The sequence below is a fragment of the Pantoea sp. USHLN298 genome (assembly GCF_037149395.1).
Taxonomy (GTDB): domain Bacteria; phylum Pseudomonadota; class Gammaproteobacteria; order Enterobacterales; family Enterobacteriaceae; genus Pantoea; species Pantoea astica.
Window position 1 is genome coordinate 238063 of the sequence record NZ_JBBCRO010000007.1, and the last position, 17028, is coordinate 255090.

Annotated in this window: 15 protein-coding genes; 6 read left to right on the plus strand and 9 right to left on the minus strand. The window is 61.1% G+C overall.

Annotation, left to right across the window (positions count from 1 at the left end):
* The first annotated feature begins 66 nt into the window (after positions 1-66).
* From WFK59_RS19060 to WFK59_RS19085, 6 genes are read left to right on the plus strand one after another with little or no spacing between them, the layout of a single operon-like run.
* Positions 67-1662, plus strand: coding sequence for an ABC transporter substrate-binding protein (locus tag WFK59_RS19060; RefSeq protein ID WP_233986520.1), 1596 nt, complete (start codon positions 67-69; stop codon positions 1660-1662).
* Positions 1662-2672, plus strand: coding sequence for an ABC transporter permease (locus WFK59_RS19065; RefSeq protein ID WP_336756844.1), 1011 nt, complete (start codon positions 1662-1664; stop codon positions 2670-2672). Before WFK59_RS19060 ends, WFK59_RS19065 begins: the two co-directional genes overlap by 1 nt.
* The gene (locus WFK59_RS19070; protein ID WP_336756845.1) at positions 2669-3568 is read left to right on the plus strand and encodes an ABC transporter permease; all 900 of its coding nucleotides are present in this window, start codon (positions 2669-2671) and stop codon (positions 3566-3568) included. The genes WFK59_RS19065 and WFK59_RS19070 overlap by 4 nt, the downstream gene beginning before the upstream one ends.
* Positions 3569-4408 (plus strand): ABC transporter ATP-binding protein, encoded by an 840-nt coding sequence (locus WFK59_RS19075; RefSeq protein ID WP_233986495.1) that lies wholly within the window; start codon positions 3569-3571, stop codon positions 4406-4408.
* On the plus strand, positions 4405-5145 hold the full coding sequence (locus tag WFK59_RS19080; RefSeq protein WP_336756846.1) for an ABC transporter ATP-binding protein: 741 nt from the start codon (positions 4405-4407) through the stop codon (positions 5143-5145). Before WFK59_RS19075 ends, WFK59_RS19080 begins: the two co-directional genes overlap by 4 nt.
* Positions 5142-6665 carry a serine hydrolase domain-containing protein gene (locus tag WFK59_RS19085; RefSeq protein ID WP_233986481.1) on the plus strand — a complete coding sequence of 508 codons (1524 nt, stop codon included), beginning with the start codon at positions 5142-5144 and terminating at the stop codon, positions 6663-6665. Before WFK59_RS19080 ends, WFK59_RS19085 begins: the two co-directional genes overlap by 4 nt.
* 20 nt (positions 6666-6685) lie before the next feature.
* Here the strand turns inward: WFK59_RS19085 and WFK59_RS19090 are convergent, their stop codons facing one another.
* From WFK59_RS19090 to dgcN, 9 genes are all read right to left on the minus strand, one after another.
* Entirely contained in the window at positions 6686-7522 is an 837-nt protein-coding gene (locus WFK59_RS19090; RefSeq protein ID WP_336756848.1) for a fumarylacetoacetate hydrolase family protein, read from the minus strand.
* Positions 7523-7636: 114 nt separating this feature from the next.
* Positions 7637-8458, minus strand: coding sequence for a M55 family metallopeptidase (locus WFK59_RS19095; protein ID WP_336756850.1), 822 nt, complete (start codon positions 8456-8458; stop codon positions 7637-7639).
* Positions 8455-9516, minus strand: a complete 1062-nt coding sequence (locus tag WFK59_RS19100; RefSeq protein WP_336756881.1) for a DmpA family aminopeptidase — start codon at positions 9514-9516, stop codon at positions 8455-8457. Before WFK59_RS19100 ends, WFK59_RS19095 begins: the two co-directional genes overlap by 4 nt.
* 2 nt (positions 9517-9518) lie before the next feature.
* Positions 9519-10400 (minus strand): ABC transporter permease subunit, encoded by an 882-nt coding sequence (locus WFK59_RS19105; RefSeq protein ID WP_336756852.1) that lies wholly within the window; start codon positions 10398-10400, stop codon positions 9519-9521.
* Between the two features lie 9 nt (positions 10401-10409).
* Positions 10410-11330, minus strand: coding sequence for an ABC transporter permease (locus tag WFK59_RS19110; protein ID WP_233986465.1), 921 nt, complete (start codon positions 11328-11330; stop codon positions 10410-10412).
* A gap of 92 nt (positions 11331-11422) precedes the next feature.
* Positions 11423-12964: a glutathione ABC transporter substrate-binding protein gene (locus WFK59_RS19115; RefSeq protein WP_336756854.1), complete on the minus strand. Its 1542-nt coding sequence runs from the start codon at positions 12962-12964 to the stop codon at positions 11423-11425.
* 23 nt (positions 12965-12987) lie between these two features.
* Positions 12988-14850 carry an ABC transporter ATP-binding protein gene (locus tag WFK59_RS19120; RefSeq protein WP_336756856.1) on the minus strand — a complete coding sequence of 621 codons (1863 nt, stop codon included), beginning with the start codon at positions 14848-14850 and terminating at the stop codon, positions 12988-12990.
* A gap of 16 nt (positions 14851-14866) precedes the next feature.
* Entirely contained in the window at positions 14867-15832 is a 966-nt protein-coding gene (dgcA, locus tag WFK59_RS19125) for an N-acetyl-D-Glu racemase DgcA (protein WP_233986443.1), read from the minus strand.
* 1 nt (position 15833) lies between these two features.
* Positions 15834-16841 (minus strand): N-acetyltransferase DgcN, encoded by a 1008-nt coding sequence (gene dgcN / locus WFK59_RS19130; protein WP_336756860.1) that lies wholly within the window; start codon positions 16839-16841, stop codon positions 15834-15836.
* Positions 16842-17028: the final 187 nt, after the last annotated feature.

Genomic DNA, 17028 nt, shown 5'->3' on the forward strand with positions numbered 1-17028 from the left:
ATGTCAAGACAATAACGCAGCGGGAATTTCATAATTTACATTTATAATCAATAACTTGGAGATAGCATGGTCACCAGAAGACGTTTTCTTGCAGGATGCAGTGCCGTTCCCGTGGTGTGCTGGCTGAGCCAGAATTCTGCTTTCGCCGCCGCGCCCGCGGGTATGCTGGTGATGGCGATGCAGCTGGACAATATCACCAGCCTCGACCCGCATGAGAGTTTCGAAGCGACCGGCGGGCAGATCTGCGGCAACCTCTATCAACGGCTGGTGATGGCTGACCCGAAACAGGCTGATAAAGTGATCGGCCAGCTGGCGAAAAGCTGGCAGGTCAGCAGCGACAGCCGCGTCTTTACCTTCTTCCTTGACCCGGCCGCGACCTTTGCCGATGGCTCAGCCCTGACCGCTGAAGATGCGGCGTTTTCGCTGCAACGCATCGTTAAACTGGATAAGAGTCCGGCGTTTATTATCAATCAGTTCGGTTTTACCAAAGAGAATGTCGATCAGCGGGTGATTGCCAAAGATGCGCATACGCTGGAGATGACGCTGGAGACGCCAGCCTCAGAGACTTTTCTGCTCTATTGCCTCTCTGCCACCGTCGGCAGCATTGTGTCGAAAAAAGCCTGTCTGGCGAATCAGCAGCAAGACGACCTCGGTAACGGCTGGCTGAAACAGCACAGCGCCGGTTCAGGGGCTTTTACCCTGCGCGGCTGGAAAGCCAGCGAAAGCGTAATCCTCGAACGCAATCCCCACGATGCCAGCCAGAGCACCATTAAGCGGGTGATCCTGAAACATATTGCCGACCCGGCGGCGCAGGCGCTGATGCTGAAAAAAGGCGATGTCGATGTGGCTTACGATCTCACCACCGAACAGCTTAAACCGCTGACCCAGGATGCCAGCGTGGCGCTGGTCAGGCAGCCGCTGTCGGCGATTATGCTGATCTCCTGCAACACCACGCATCCCGAACTGGCGAAACCGCAGGTCTGGCAGGCGATCAAGTGGGCGCTGGACTATGAGAGTATCCAGAAGAATATTCTGGCGCTGACTTACTCAGTGCATCAGAGCTTTTTGCCGCAGGGATTCCCTGCCGCGCTCGACGACACGCCGTTTCATCAGGATGTCAGCAAAGCCAAAGCGTTGCTGGCGGAAGCGGGTTATCCGCAGGGCTTTGAGATCACGCTCGATCACTACTCGATGCAGCCTTACCCGGATATTGCCCAGGCGGTGCAGACCCAGCTGGCCGCGATTGGCATTAAGGTGTCGCTGATCGCCTCTGAAAATCGACAGGTGCTGACCAAAATGCGCGCCCGTCAGCATCAGCTGGCGATGACCTCATGGGGCGCGGACTACTTCGATCCCAACTCCAATACCGAAGCGTTCTGCGTCAATACCGACAACAGCACCACCGCGCGTAACCGCACGCTGGCCTGGCGCTGCGGCTGGTCTGACGATCAGTTTAACCAGCTGACGCAACAGGCGCTGCATGAAAGCGATGCCGCGAAGCGGATTGCGCTCTATCAGCAGATCCAGCAGCTCGGCCGGGAAAAAAGTCCGTTTATTTTTATGATGCAGCAGGTTCAGACCGTGGCCTGCACCCAAAACGTCTCGGATGTGCATCTTAGCGTGCTGGAGCAGTGGCCTTATCAGCAGGTGAAAAAAGCCTGATGCCGGTATTAAAACAGAGCGTCAGTGCGCTGGGCAGCCTGATACTGACGCTGTTTGGTCTGTCAGTGCTGACCTTTTTTATTGGCCGGGTGATGCCCACCGATCCGGTGCTGGCCGCGGTCGGTGATAATGCGCCGCAGGCGGTGGTGGAACGGGTCCGGACGGAAATGGGGCTGGATCAGCCGCTCTACGTTCAGTTTGGTCACTACCTCAATCAGCTGCTGCACGGCGATTTAGGGCGCTCGATACTCACCTCCAATCCGGTGCTCAGCGACATTGCGCGCTTTTTTCCGGCCACCATGGAGCTGGCTACCGCCGCCATTATTATTGCGGCGCTGATCGGTATTCCCCTCGGGGTCTGGGCCGCCGTCCGCCAGCACAGCTGGATTGATCAGACTATCCGCGTGATCTGCCTTGCCGGTCACTCCTTACCGGTGTTCGTGCTCGCGCTGCTGAGCCTGCTGCTGTTTTATGCGGTGCTGGGCATCGCGCCGGGACCGGGACGGCAGGACATTATCTGGCAGGATATGGTGCCGCAGATCACCGGCTTTCTCACCGTCGACTCCCTGCTGGCGGGCGAGTATGACGCCTTTTGGGATGCGCTGGCGCACATGGCCCAGCCGGTGCTGATTCTCGCTTACTTCAGCATGGCGTACATCACCCGGATGACCCGCACCTTCATGCTCAATGCGCTGAGCGGTGAATTTGTCATTACCGCTCGCGCCAAGGGATTATCTTCCCGACGCGTGATCTGGCGGCACGCCTTTCCCACGGTGGCGGTGCAGCTGGTGACGGTGCTGGCGCTGACCTACGCCGGGCTGCTGGAAGGTGCGGTTGTCACTGAAAATGTCTTCTCATGGCCAGGCCTGGGCCAGTATCTCACCACCTCACTGATGAATGCCGACATGAATCCGGTGGTCGGCGCCACGCTGCTGGTCGGCGCGGTCTACGTGCTGCTGAATCAACTGGCTGACCTGCTCTATCGACTTTGGGACCCTCGCGTAAAATGACTTTTTTCTCACGTAGCTGGCTGCTGGCTGATAGCCCCGCTAACCGTCGTCAGGCGGTCTGGGGCCGCCGCTATCGCCTGTGGCTTACCCTGCGCAGCAATCCGCTGGCCGTCGCTGGCCTGGTGGTGATCCTGCTGATGCTGATGCTGGCGCTGTTCGCGCCGTTGCTGAGCGGCTTTGAACCGGGTACGCAGCATCTGGAAAACCGTCTGGCTGCCCCGTCAGCACTGCACTGGCTGGGTACCGATGAACTGGGGCGTGATGTCTGGACCCGCATTATTTATGGCGGACGCACCACGCTGGGAATGGTGATTGCGGTGGTGCTGCTGACCGCCCCGCTGGGTCTGCTGATTGGCTGCATTGCCGGTTACTGCGGCGGCGTGATCGACAAAGCGCTGATGCGCATCACCGACATCTTTCTGGCGTTTCCGCGTCTGATTCTGGCGCTGGCGTTTGTCGCCGCGCTGAAGCCAGGCGTCGAAAGCGCCATTCTGGCGATCGCCCTGACCGCCTGGCCGCCCTATGCCCGGCTGGCCCGCGCCGAAACGTTGCAGTTTCGCCACAGCGATTTCATCGCCGCCAGCCGGATCACCGGCGCGTCGCCGCTGCGGATTATTCTGCGTCACATTATGCCTCTGTGCGTGCCCAGCCTGATTGTGCGCGTCACGCTGGATATGAGCTCCATTATCATCACCGCAGCCAGCCTGGGCTTTCTCGGCATGGGCGCCCAGCCGCCTTCGCCGGAATGGGGCACGATGATCGCCACCGCGCGCCGCTTTCTGTTCAGTGAATGGTGGGTGCCGCTGATGCCCTGCCTCGCTATCTTTCTGACCTCACTGGCGTTTAATTTTCTTGGTGACGGTCTGCGCGACGTCCTTGACCCGAAGGAGCGGTAAATGCTGGTCGAAATTGAAAATCTGCGCGTAGCCTTTCGTAGCCGCAGCGAAACCGTGGAGGCGGTGCGCGGCGTCAGCTTCTGCGTCGGCAAAGAGAAGTTTGCCATCGTCGGCGAAAGCGGTTCGGGTAAATCACTCACGGCGCGCAGCCTGATGCAGCTGTTACCGGGCCAGGCTGAGGTGAGCGCGGATGTGCTGCGCTTTGACGGCATTGACCTGCGCGGCGCCAGTGAAAGCGTGATGCGCACCCTTCGCGGTAAGCGCGTCGGATTTATTCTGCAGGACCCTAAATATTCTCTTAATCCGGTGATGACCATTGGTCAGCAGATCGCTGAAGCCTGGCGGGAACACAAGGGCGGCAGCCGTAAAGCCGCCATGCTGGCGGCCATCGGCCTGCTTGAACAGGTGAAGATTCATGATGCGGCGGCCGTCGCAAAACGCTATCCGCATGAAGTCTCCGGCGGCATGGGCCAGCGGGTGATGATTGCGATGATGCTGGCACCCGATCCCGAGTTACTGATTGCCGATGAACCCACCAGCGCGCTCGATGCCACGGTGCAGGCGGAGATCCTCAAACTGATTGATGAACTGGTCTCCGCCCGCGGTATGGGGCTGATTCTGATCAGTCACGACCTGCCGCTGGTATCGCATTTCTGCGACCGGGTGGCGGTGATGTATGCCGGCCGGATTGTCGAACTGCTGAATGCCGGCGAGCTGCACCAGGCGCGCCATCCCTACACCCAGGGCCTGCTGGCCTGCCTGCCTTCCCTGCGCCATCCGCGTGCGCGTTTACCGGTTTTACAGCGTGATGCCGCCTGGCGCGGTGAGGAGACGCAATGATAGAGATCGCTGATTTACGCATCGCCTTTGCCGGGCAGGATGTCGTGAAAGGCGTCACTTTTCAGGTGGCTAACGGTGAAAGTTTCGGGCTGGTGGGCGAAAGCGGCTCGGGGAAATCGACCATTCTGCGCGCGCTGGCCGGACTGAATCACGCCTGGCGCGGCCGCATGACCTTCGGCGGACTGGCGCTGGACGCGCGCCGTGGCCGGAACTTTTATCGTCAGGTGCAGATGGTGTTTCAGGACCCTTACGGATCGCTGCATCCGCGTCAGACCATTGACCGCATCCTGCATGAGCCGCTGCTGGTGCACCGTATCGATCGCGCTGAGCAGCGTATCAGTCAGGCGCTGAATGAAGTGGGATTGCCCGCCGCGCTGCGTTTTCGTTATCCGCATCAGCTGTCAGGCGGACAGCGCCAGCGCGTCGCCATCGCCCGGGCGCTGATTGCCGAGCCGGAAGTGCTGCTGCTGGATGAGCCGACCTCCGCGCTGGATGTGTCGGTGCAGGCAGAAATTCTTAATTTGCTCAGTGACTTGCGCGCTGAACGCAAACTGACCTACATTATGGTGACACACAATCTGGCGGTGGTGGCGCATCTGTGTCAGCGCATTGGCGTGATGCAGCACGGCAAAATGGTCGAGCAGTTAAGCGCCGATGACCTGCGCGCCCGGCGTATTCAGCATCCGCACACTGCCCAGCTTTTTGATCTCAGCATGACGCTTGAGGAGCCGGCATGACAGCCCACTGGCAACGCGCAGCAGATGTTGCCCAACAGATTAGCCAAAGCTGGCAGCAGCCCGGCGCGCCTGGCGGTGCCATCGTGCTGTTTGATGCTCAGCAGATACAGAGCGCGCACTGCGCCGGACTGGCCGATCTGGCCCAGCAAACCCCCTTCACTCTGGATAGTGTGGTGCGCATCGCCTCGGTCACCAAGCATCTGTTCTGTGCGCTGGTGACCGGACCGGGCCGCCATTATCTGTCGCTTGAGGATAAGCTGGTCGATCACCTGCCACAGTTACAGGGTGCCAACGGTCAGGTTACCGTCGGTCAGGCGCTGGATATGAGCAGCGGCCTGCCCGATACCCGTGAGAGTCTGTCGCTGCTGGGCTTGTCACTCTATAACGCGACCCAGCCTGACGCGCTGCTGCGCTACATTGCCAGCGAGGGCGCGCTGAACTATCCGCCCGGCAGTGAGATCTCTTACACCAATACCGGTTACCGGCTGGTGGAGGCGGCGCTGAATGCCAGAGGCGTCAGTTTTGATGCGCTGCTGCAGCAATATATCTGCGATCCGCTCGGCATTGAGCTGACCGCCGCCGACAGCTGGTTTGACGTGGTGCCGGGGCTGGTACCGGGCTACTGGCATGATGGTCAGCGCTGGCTGCTGGCCAGTGCCGGGCTGCATCTTTCCGCTTCCGGCAGCGTAGCGGGCAGCCTGCGTCATCTGACGCGCTGGCTGCAATCCCTGCTGGCCGACAGCGGACCAGGCGCAGGCGTGCTGCAACGTCTCAGCGCACCCCGCCCGCTGAGTGATGGGCGTATCAGCGGCTATGGCCTGGGGCTGACCAGCAGCCGGATCGGCAGCCAGACGCTGTTTGGTCACGGCGGTTCCCACGCCGGCTATAAAAGCTATTTTCTGCTGCACCCTGAGCGGCGGCTCGGGGTGGCGCTGGTGGCCAATCGCGAAGATGCGGTGACCTCAGAAAGTGCCCTGCAGGTGATGGCCGCTCTGCTCGATCGTGATTTACCGCCAAAGGGGCACGATCTGCTGCCGGGTCTCTATGTAGCGGCGGCCCCGCACGCGGACTGGCTGGAGATTGCTGGCGGCACCGCAACCTGGCTCGGCGCGAGCGATACCCTGCGACGCGACGCGCTGCACGGCGAGGCGGTTTCGCTCTCCAGCACCTTTCCGCTGCGGTTGCGCCAGCAGGGCGCGGCGATTGTCGGTGAGGTGGGCCACGTCGCCCGTCACTTTCTGCCGGTGCAGCCGGATGAGGCTGACATCACCGCGCTGCAGGGCCGCTGGTATGCGCCAGCCCAGCAGGCAGAACTGCAGGTGACCGGCGATCGTCTGACAATGGGCATTGGCCCGGCGGCCCAGACGGCCACGCTGCAGTCGCTGGGAGAGGATCGGGTACTCGCCAGCGGCAAAGAGGGTCCGTGGCAGAAACGCTTTGTGATTCAGCGAGACGGTGACCGCATCCGGCTCCAGCTAAGCCGGAGCCGGGTGGTGACGTTTCAGCGCTCACCGGTGTAAACCAGCGGCCGCTGCCGCCGTCAGGCGATGGTATTACGCAGGCGGCCGATCTGCTCAATTTCTACTTCGACCACGTCGCCGGAGAACATAAACAGCGGCGGCGTGCGTTTCTTACCGACGCCGCCCGGCGAACCGGTGATAATCACATCGCCCGGCGACAGCGGGCTGAAGGCCGAGATATATTCAATAATTTTTGCCACCGGATGCACCATGCTGCCGGTGGTATCGTTCTGCACTTCCCGCCCGTTTAGCCAGGTTTTGATCGCCAGCTGCTGGGGATCGGGGATCGCATCTGCGGTGGTCATCCAGGGGCCGAATCCGCCGGTCTGCGGCCAGTTTTTGCCGGCCGTAAACCAGGTAAACTGCATGTCGCGCACGGTTGCATCCATAAAGCAGCTGTAGCCCGCCACCACCGCCAGCGCATCGGCGGCGCTGACCTGATGTGCCGCCTTGCCGATGATCACCGCCAGCTCGCCTTCAAAGTCGAACTCCTGCGTGGTAACCGGTTTTTGCAGCGGCCGATCGTGTCCGGTGAGCGAGTCGGCGAAGCGCACAAACAGCGTCGGCGCATCCAGGGTTTCGGCGAACTCCTTCCGTTTATCGGCGTAGTTCATCCCGACGCAAAACACCTTGCCCGGATTCTCAATCACCGGCAGAAAACGGATCGCGCTGAACGGATAATCGACCGGCATGGTGCGGAACGCCGCAAGATCGGCCAGCGATGAACGGGTCAGAAAGGTTTTGAGATCGGGGCAGGTGGCACCGAACCGCATCCCCAGATCGATCACGCCGTGCTCCAGCACGATACCGAAACTTTTTTTATCCTGGTCTGGAAGAGAAAAACTGCAAAGCTGCATTGCTGCCTCGTTGTAATGGCGTTTTTTTCAGAATTTACTGAGCAAAGAGGCGCGCAGGGTAACAAATGTCGCGCGGAAAATCGTACAGAGTTCTGCTCATCGGATCTCCGCAGCTTAATTCTGCGTGCTGGCAAGGTAGGAAAAAGCACTGAGCAGGGAAATCAGCGTGGCCATCGCGTCCGCCTGGTACCCTACCGTGACCGCGTCGAGTCGCGTCACGCCGGGGATCAGGCTGAAGAGATCGGCCAGCACCGGTTTACTGGCCTGCAGCCGCAGCTGATAAGGCGCACTCAGTAACGAGACCGGCTGGCGGTGGGCGCGACGCACCGCCTGTTCAGCCGCCGTACGGATTGCCTGCTGCGCCGCCTGCGGGCTGAGTGATTCGGCGCTGGTGTGCGAAATCGCCCGTTTTACCGCCACATAGTCAACCACAGGATAGTGCTCGCCGATCCAGCGTTGCAGACAATCATCGCCGCTCACCAGCCACAACGGCGTCCCGAACTCTGCGCCAACGGCGGCATAGAGATCGCTCTCGCCCATCACCCGACCGTTGACCTCGATACGCCAGAATGCCCGCCCGTTGATGGTGTGTGCCAGCACGCCAGATTCCCCGGCCGCGCTGTGAAAACCAATAAACATCATGCCGTCAAAGCGCTGCTGTTGCAGACCTTCCACCATCGACAGGCCACGCGGTTTACCTTGTACCAGCCGGGCGCGGCTGTCGATCTGCTCTGCCCGCAGATTCGTCATCTGCGCGTGGCTGTCCGCTACCACTACCTCTGTCGCGCCAGCGGCAAAGGCACCGTCGATAGCGGCATTCACCTCCTGCTCCATCAGGCTACGTGCCAGCTGATGCTCGGCGTGGCCTGGCGCGCACTGCTCCGGGCGCATCACGCCGGCAATTCCCTCAATATCGGCAGAAATAAAAACTCTCATCGCTTCGGTTCTCCGTGTGAAACCAGCTGATCCAGCACCTCAGACAACGCCGGACGATGATGACCGCGAAAGCCGGTCACCGCGGTGGCGCTCAGTAAGGCATCCAGCACTGCCTGTTCGGTGGCATCCGCCGCCGCCGCCAGCAGCGGCTCCAGCCGCGCATCGTCAGGCGGCTGGGGTGATGGCTGGGTTGAGAAGGCGACAGCAATATCGCCCGAGCCGTGCCCCCAGTAGCTGCCGAGACGGCCTAAACCAGCCCCGGCCCGACGCGCCACCCGTTTCAGCTGACGCGCATCCAGCGCCGCATCCGTTGCCATGATGATAATGATTGAGCCGGCATCCCGCTGAGGCGCCAGTTCGGGCAGCAGCGGCGCAATCATCTCGCCGAGGCGAACGCCGTCCAGCGTCAGCGCCGTCAGTGCGCCAAAGTTAGCCAGCACCAGCACGCCGAGCTTGGCGTTAAGCGGTTCAATGCGGCGTGAAGCCGTGCCGATTCCGCCTTTGAGGCTGAAACAGCTCATGCCACGACCGGCACCGACGCTGCCACGGGCAAACGCCACGCTGGCACTCGCCATCGCCTGCTGCGCCATCGCTTCCGTGATCGCCAGCGCCTGAATGTCGTTGAGCCAGCCGTCGTTACACTCCAGCGCCAGCGGATTGACGGTGGGTAAACTGCGGCCCAGTTCAGGATTGCGCCCGATAGCTTCTCGCACCAGCGCAGTGAACAGCGTACCGACCGCCAGCGTGTTGCTGAGCAGAATCGGCGTTTGCAGCACGCCTAACTCCTCCAGCTGCACCAGCCCGACCGGCTTGGCAAAACCGTTGAATACCGCGGCACCGCAGGGTAACGGCTGGCTAAACAGATTCTCGCCCGGCGGCATGATGGCGGTGACCCCGCTCTGTTGCTCGCCCTGATCCAGCGTGAAATGACCGACGCGCACGCCTGGCACATCGCTGATCCGGTTGTGTTCGCCCGGCGTGCTGCGCGGCAGACCGAGCTGACGCTCGCTGCGCCAGCGTTGTAGCAGCAGATCACGCTGCATCTGTTGAAAATCCATCATCAGCTCTTGAGTTTCGGGTCCAGCGTGTCACGCAGGGCATCGCCCAGCAGGTTGAACGCCAGTACGGTGATAAAGATCGCCAGCCCAGGAAAGACGCTGACGTGCCAGGCGCCAGCCATCATCATGCTGCGGCTCATGGCGAGAATGTTGCCCCACTCCGGCACATCCGGTTCCGGTCCGAGGCCGATAAAACTCAGCCCGGCGGCGGTCAGAATGCTGGTACCGATGCGCAGGGTGAAATAGACAATAACGTTGGGCAGCGTGCCGGGCAAAATGTGGCGCAGCAGAATTACCCGATCCGGCGCACCGGCGCAGCGCACCGCTTCAACGTAGGCGGCCTGCTTCAGCGACAGCGTCGAGGCACGCACGATGCGGGCAAACACCGGCACGCTGAACACCGCGACGGCAATAATGACGTTGTTCAGGCCAGGCCCGAGAATCGCCACCACCGCAATCGCCAGCAGCATTCCGGGAAAGGCGAACAGCACATCGGAGCCGCGCATAATCAGCATATCGACCCAGCGGCCATAGTAGCCAGCCAGCAGACCCAGTACGATCCCCACCAGCATCCCGAGCGTGACCGAGACCACGCCGACATAGAGCGAGATGCGCGCACCGTAGATAATCCGGCTCATCACGTCACGTCCCAGATCGTCAGTGCCCATCCAGTGCGCAGCGGAAGGCGGCGACGACAGGGCCATCCAGTCCGGCGCCATCGGGTCCCACGGGGCCAGCCAGGGCGCAAACAGCGCCACCAGCAGCAGCAGCAGTACACATCCGCCAGAGACCAGCGCCAGCGGGTTACGCACCAGCGCGTGCAGAAAATCGCGCCAAGGCGAACGAATCGCTTCCGGCACCGCAACAGAGAGGGTTTCGCTCATCAGCGACTCCTATTTCAGACGAATCGCGGGATTGACCACTGCATAGAGCAGATCAACCAGCAGATTAATGGCGATAAATTCGAACACGAACAGCATTACCAGCGCCTGGATCACCGGCTGATCCTGAGACTTGATCGACTCGATCAACAACCAGCCCAGACCGGGCCAGTTAAAGACGCTCTCCACCACGATCGATCCGCCCAGCAAAAATCCAAACTGCAGGCCAAGCATGGTGATTACCGGGATCAACGCATTCCGCATTACATGTTTCCAGGTCACCAGACGCTGACGTAACCCTTTTGCCCTGGCGGTGCGGACATAGTCCTCCTGCGCGACCTCAAGAAACGCCGACCGGGTGAAACGCGCCATCACTGCGGCGACCGACGAGCCAAGCGTAATGGCGGGCAGGATCAAATCGGATGGCTGACTGAAGCCGCTGACGGCAAACAGGCCAAACGGCATGGCGACGAACTGGATCAGCAGCAGCCCGAGCCAGAAGGCGGGCATCGAGATCCCGCCGACCGCCAGACTCATCAGCGCCCAGTCGAGCCACTTTCCACGCCGTAACGCCGCGATAACGCCGAGCATCAGGCCCAGCAGCACGGACCAGGTGAAGCCCGCCAGCGCCAGCCACAGCGTAGGCATAAAGCCCTGCCGGATCACCTCCGTCACCGGCTGTTGGGTGCGATAGGTGACGCCCAGGTCGCCACGCAACAGGCCGGCGATCCAGTGAAGGTACTGCTGCGGCAGCGGATCGTTAAGGCCCAGATGCTGACGGGCGGCCTCTACCGCTTCGATCGGGGCATCCGGCCCGGCATAGATGCGGGCCGGGTCGCCAGGCAGCAGTTTAATAAAACCAAAAACCAGTAATGAAACCACCAGCAGAACCGGGATCATTTCCAGCAGTCGTCGGAGGATATAGGCGAACATGGCGATCCTTTCGATTGGCTCAGAGAGCAGTCAGGCACGGTTGCCCGCCCGGCGACAATCACCCCATCACCGGCGGGCGGCTGCGCACTCACTTATTCAAACGCGGCCTGCGTAAACAACAGGTTACCGTCCGGCAGCATCGACACGCCGTTCAGCCCTTTGCGCTTGCCGACGACGTTATCGGGCGTGCCGAGGAAGGCGACAGGCGCATCTTTCCACAGTAGCCTTTGCGCCTCTGCGTAGGCGGCGCCGCGTTTTGCCGGATCGGCCGTGGCCAGCCCGCCGGCAATCGCTTTATCTACCGCCGGGTTGCTGTAATAGGAGACGTTGTAGGAGGTCGGCACCCAGGATTCGGTGGCGTACAGCGGACGCAACGCCCAGTCCGCATCGCCGGTTGAGGTCGACCAGCCACCGTAATAGAGGTCAAACTCTGCCTGTTTCGGATCTTTCACGCCCCATAACTTCGCGTTGCGGGTGCCGGAATCCATCGGCGTGACGGTGACGCGAATCCCGACCGTCGCCAGCTGCGCCTTGAGGAACTGCGCGGCACGGATGCTGGCCGTGGCGTTGGTGCACCACAATTTGAGATCCAGCCCCTGCCCGTAGCCTGCCGCCTGCAGCAGCTTTTTGGCTTCATCCGGCGCGTAGCGGTAGTTCGGCTCACTCTGCGCCTGATAGAACTGCACTCCGGCCGGCATGGCGGAACGGGCGGGCGTGCCCATTCCGGCAAAACCGACCTTCAGCCACAGCGCGCGGTCGATGGCGTAGTTAATCGCCTGGCGCACCCGCACGTCAGCCAGCGCTTTGTGTTGGGTATTGATCGCCATGTAATAGAGGTAAATGCTGGGATCGCGCTGGATCGCCAGTTTCGCGTCGCTCTGCACCGTCCCAATCAGATCAGACGGCAGCGGATAGATCGCATCCACCTGCCCCGATTTCAGCGCCGCCACCCGGGTCGCATCTTCCGGGCTCGGTGAGAAAATCACCTTGTCGACTTTCGGCCAGCCGGTTTTCCAGTATTTGTCATATTTCGCCAGGGTGACGGTTTTGCCCGGCTGCCACGCCACAAACCGGAACGGGCCGGTACCGACCGGATGCAGCCGCAGCTGCGCCTCCTGCGGATACTGGCTGAGGATCGCCGGGCTCCACATCACCGCCGACGGGTGCGCCAGCGTGTTGATGAAGGCACCAAATGACTGGTTAAGGTCGATCTGCACTTTATCCGCTGCCAGTACGGTGACGGTCTTAATCATGCGATAGAGGCTATTGCGCTTCAGCCCCTTGCTCTGATCGGCCAGCCGATCCAGGTTCGCTTTCACCGCCTCCGCATTAAAGGGTGTGCCATCCTGGAAGGTCACGCCCTGCCGCAGCGTCAGCGTAAACTGCGTGGCATCCTCATTGCTGGTATAGCCGGTCGCCAGCCAGGGCGTCAGCTTCATCTGAGCATCAAACTGGAACAGGCGTTCGAAAATGCCACTCTGCACCGAATAGCTGATGTTGTCGGAGGTGTCGTGCGGGTCCAGTCCGGTAATATCGGCATACATCGAAATGCGTAAATCTTCTGCCTGCGCGGCGGCGGTCAGAGCGAGTAGTAATCCGGTGGCAAGCGCCGTGCGACGTAATAATGGCTTCATGGTTGTCTCCTGGTATTGATGCATCAACGCACAAAAGGGGTTTCGGCCACCCAGTGATCGGGCGCGACCTGGCGGTAACGGTTTTTCTCTACCGTCTCTCCCACCCTGCGCAGCGGCGAGGGAATTTCACCGTCATCAAACTGACGGACCGGACGATTGAGCGGATCGGCAACCGGCACAGAGGCCAGCAGCCGTTGGGTATAAGGGTGTTGCGGCTGGTTAAACAGCGACTGGCGCGGGCCAATCTCAACGATCTGTCCGAGGTACATCACCGCCACACGGTTGGCGATGCGTTCCACCACGGCCATGTCGTGCGAGATGAAAATCCACGCCACGCCGGTTTGCTGTTGCAGATCCATCATCAGGTTCACCACCTGTGCCTGTATCGACACATCCAGCGCTGACACGGCTTCATCGGCGATAATCACTTTGGGCCGCAGCGCCAGGGCGCGGGCTATGGCGATACGCTGACGCTGTCCGCCGGAAAACTCATGGGGATAACGCTGTGCGTGTTCCGGGGCCAGGCCGACACTTTTCAGCAGTGCCTCAACCTGCGGCGTGGCTTCGCGCAGCGACGAGACCAGACCGTGCAGCAGCAGCGGTTCAGCGATGGTAAATCCAACGGTCAGGCGGGGATTGAGTGAGGCATACGGGTCCTGAAACACCATCTGTATTTCACGGCGCAGCGGCTGAAACTGCGCCTCTTTCAGGGTGGTAATTTCATTGCCCTGAAAATAGATACTTTCCGCCTCGCTGGCCAGCAGACGCATCAGCGCCCGCCCGGTGGTCGATTTACCGCAGCCGCTTTCCCCGACAATCGCCAGCGTTTCGCCCGGCCACAGCCTGAAGTCAATCTGCTCCACCGCGTGCACCTGATGGGTTAAGGCGGAAAAAATGCCGCTGCGGACCGGGAAACAGACTTTCAGGCCGCGCACGTCGAGCAGCGGTTTATCCTCGTAACGCGCCGTTTGCTGGCTGGCGGCAGCCGTGGTGGCCGCGCCCAGCAGCGGGAAGCGCTGCGGCCAGGCCTGTTCGCGCATATCCCCCAGCTTTGGCACCGCAGCCAATAAGGCTTTGGTGTAGTCATGCTGTGGCGCGCTGAAGATATCCGCCACCGCGCCCTGTTCGACCACGTTACCCCGATACATCACCACCACCCGATCGGCGACTTCTGCCACTACGCCCATATCATGGGTGATAAACAGCACCGCCATCTGCTTCTGCTGCTGCAACTCACGCAGAATGTGCAGGATGCGCGCCTGAACGGTGACATCCAGCGCGGTGGTCGGCTCATCGGCAATCAGCAGTTGTGGATCGCAGGCCAGCGCCTGGGCGATCATCACCCGTTGCCGCATGCCGCCCGACAGCGCGTGCGGGTAACTTTTCATCACCCGATCCACATCGGCTATCCGTACCTGCTGCAGCAAAGTTCGCGCTCGCGCCGTCGCCTGCGCTTTATCACACAGCTGATGGTCACGCAGCGCTTCGGTCAGCTGATCGCCGACCCGCAATACCGGATTCAGCGAGGTCATCGGCTCCTGAAAAATCATCGCCATTTCGCGGCCACGTAACGTTCGCCGCTGTTCTTCGCTGAGGGTGCTGAGATCGTGCTGTTTTCCGCGACGATCGCGAAACAGGATGGCTCCACGTTCGGTGCGTGCTGAGGCGGCTAACAGCCCCATAATCGCCAGCGAGGTGACGGATTTTCCCGACCCGCTTTCGCCCACCACCGCGACGATTTCGCCGGGATGAATCTCAAACGACACGCCATTCAGTGCCCGATGCACGCCGCTGCGTCCGCGGAAACTGACGCAAAGATCCTGAATGGCGAGCACCGGTGCCGTGGCGGTCGGGGCGGTCGGGCGAAGAGAAGAAGTGTCCGTCATCGTTGCTCCGGGTGCGTTAAAGCCAGATACGGCCTTGCGAATAGGAGAGAAAAGGCGAGCTGTCTGCCGCCAGCCAGATTGGGCCGTCGAGATCGACATATTCGGCGCTGATCGCCACCGGCAGCGCCGCCTCCATCGCCAGCGACGAGCCGAGCATACAGCCAACCATCAGCCGCATTTGCTGCTGCCGTGCAGCGGCGACCATCGCCAGCGCTTCGGTCAGCCCGCCGCACTTATCGAGTTTGATGTTGATCATTTGGTAGCGATCGCGCAGCGCGGCAATGTCCGCCACGCTATGGCAGCTTTCATCGGCGCACAGGGGAATTGGATGGGGAAAATGCCGTAAGTCGCTATCCTGACCCGCCGGTAACGGCTGCTCAATCATCGCGATCTCATAAGCCTGCAAAGCGCTGAACAGCGCGGGCAGGTCGAGGCCGTGCCAGGCCTCGTTGGCGTCGATAATCAGCGTTGTCTGCGGAGCCGCCGCGCGAATGGCCGCGACTTTTTCCACAATCAGATGCGCGTCGAGTTTGATCTTCAGCAGCAGCGCACCGCGTGATACGGCCTCCGCCGCGGCACTCGCCATCCGGTCAAGGCTGTCCAGACTCAGGGTTTCTGCGGTCACCACCGAAGCGGGCTTTTCGCTGCCGGTTTGCTGCCAGAGCGTTTCCCGGTTGCGGGCCGCATCGAGCCGCCACAGCGCACAATCCAGCGCATTACGTGCCGCGCCCGCTGCCAGTCGGGTCTGTAAAGCCGGACGACTCAGTCCGGCTTCGATTTCGTTCTGCAGCGCCGCCAGCTGCGCGCTGACGCTGGCGATACTTTCGCCGTAGCGCGGCGTCGGCGTACACTCGCCAAGACCGATAAAACCGTCCTGCTCCAGCGTCACGCGAATGACCGTGACGGCCGTGCGGGTACCGCGTGAAATCGCGAAGGGTTTCGCCAGCGGCAGTTCAGCCACCGCGATCTGCATACGCCGCATCTCAGCCATGCTCCTGCAATCGCGCGGCGATGGCGTCGATACCAAACCGCACCGGATCGGTGGCCGGCACGCCAAATTCTGCGCTGACCTCAGCGCAATAGTCGCGCGCCTGCTGTTCACTGTAACCGGAAGTATTGATGGCGAATCCGGCCAGCTTCACCGCGTCACTGGTGACGCTGGCCGCCCGCAGATTGGCCTCTACGCACTCCGCCAGGCTGACCATCGGCTGATGCGGCAGGTGGCGCATATGCGGACGCCCCATCTCATGACACATCACCAGCCAGTGCGGTTGCGCCCCGTGGATCAGCCCCATGCTGACGCCAGCATAAGAGGGATGAAACAGCGATCCCTGACCTTCAACGATATCCCAGTGATCCTCTTCATTCGCCGGGGAAAGCGCTTCGGCGGCACCGGCGATAAAGTCAGCAATCACCGCATCGATGGCAATGCCCTCACCGGCTACCAGAATCCCGGTCTGGCCGGTGGCGCGGAAATCCGCCTTCATGCCGCGATCGCGCATCGCCGCTTCCAGCGCCAGTGAGGTGTACATTTTCCCCACGGAGCAGTCAGTTCCCACCGTCAGGACCCGTTTACCGCTGCGTTTTTTACCGCTGCCGACCGTCAACGCGGGCCGCATATGGCGGATGTCGAACAGCGACACGCCATGTTCTGCCGCCAGCGCCACCAGTTCCGGTTCATCGACCAGACGGTGATGCAGGCCACTGGCCACATTCAGACCCGCTTTGATCGCGCCGGTCACGGTTTCCAGCCAGTGTGACGGCAAATAGCCGCCAGCATTGGCGGTACCCAGCACCAGCGTTTTCGCGCCGCGCGCTTTGGCACTGGCGATATCCAGCGTCTCCAGCCCGAGGCTGACGGTACAGCCCGGCAGTGACATTTCACCAACGCACTGTTCCGGTCGCCAGACCTGAATGCCGCGCGCCGTTTTCGCCGCCAGCGGATCGGTGACGTCACCAAGAAAGAGTAAATAGGGTTGAGGGATCAGCATGATGTTTCTCTTTTTCAGACAGGTAATAGGGCCTGAGCTGAATATTTCATGCAGATGACAGCGTGACGAATGCTTGTTTGGTGCCGGGGTATAACCTGAGGGTATAGTCAGACGAGTGGCTTATGGCAGCCGGTGCTGAGCCTGTCAGAACGGGCCAATCGGGCGATGGGAGAGAGGCATAACAGAA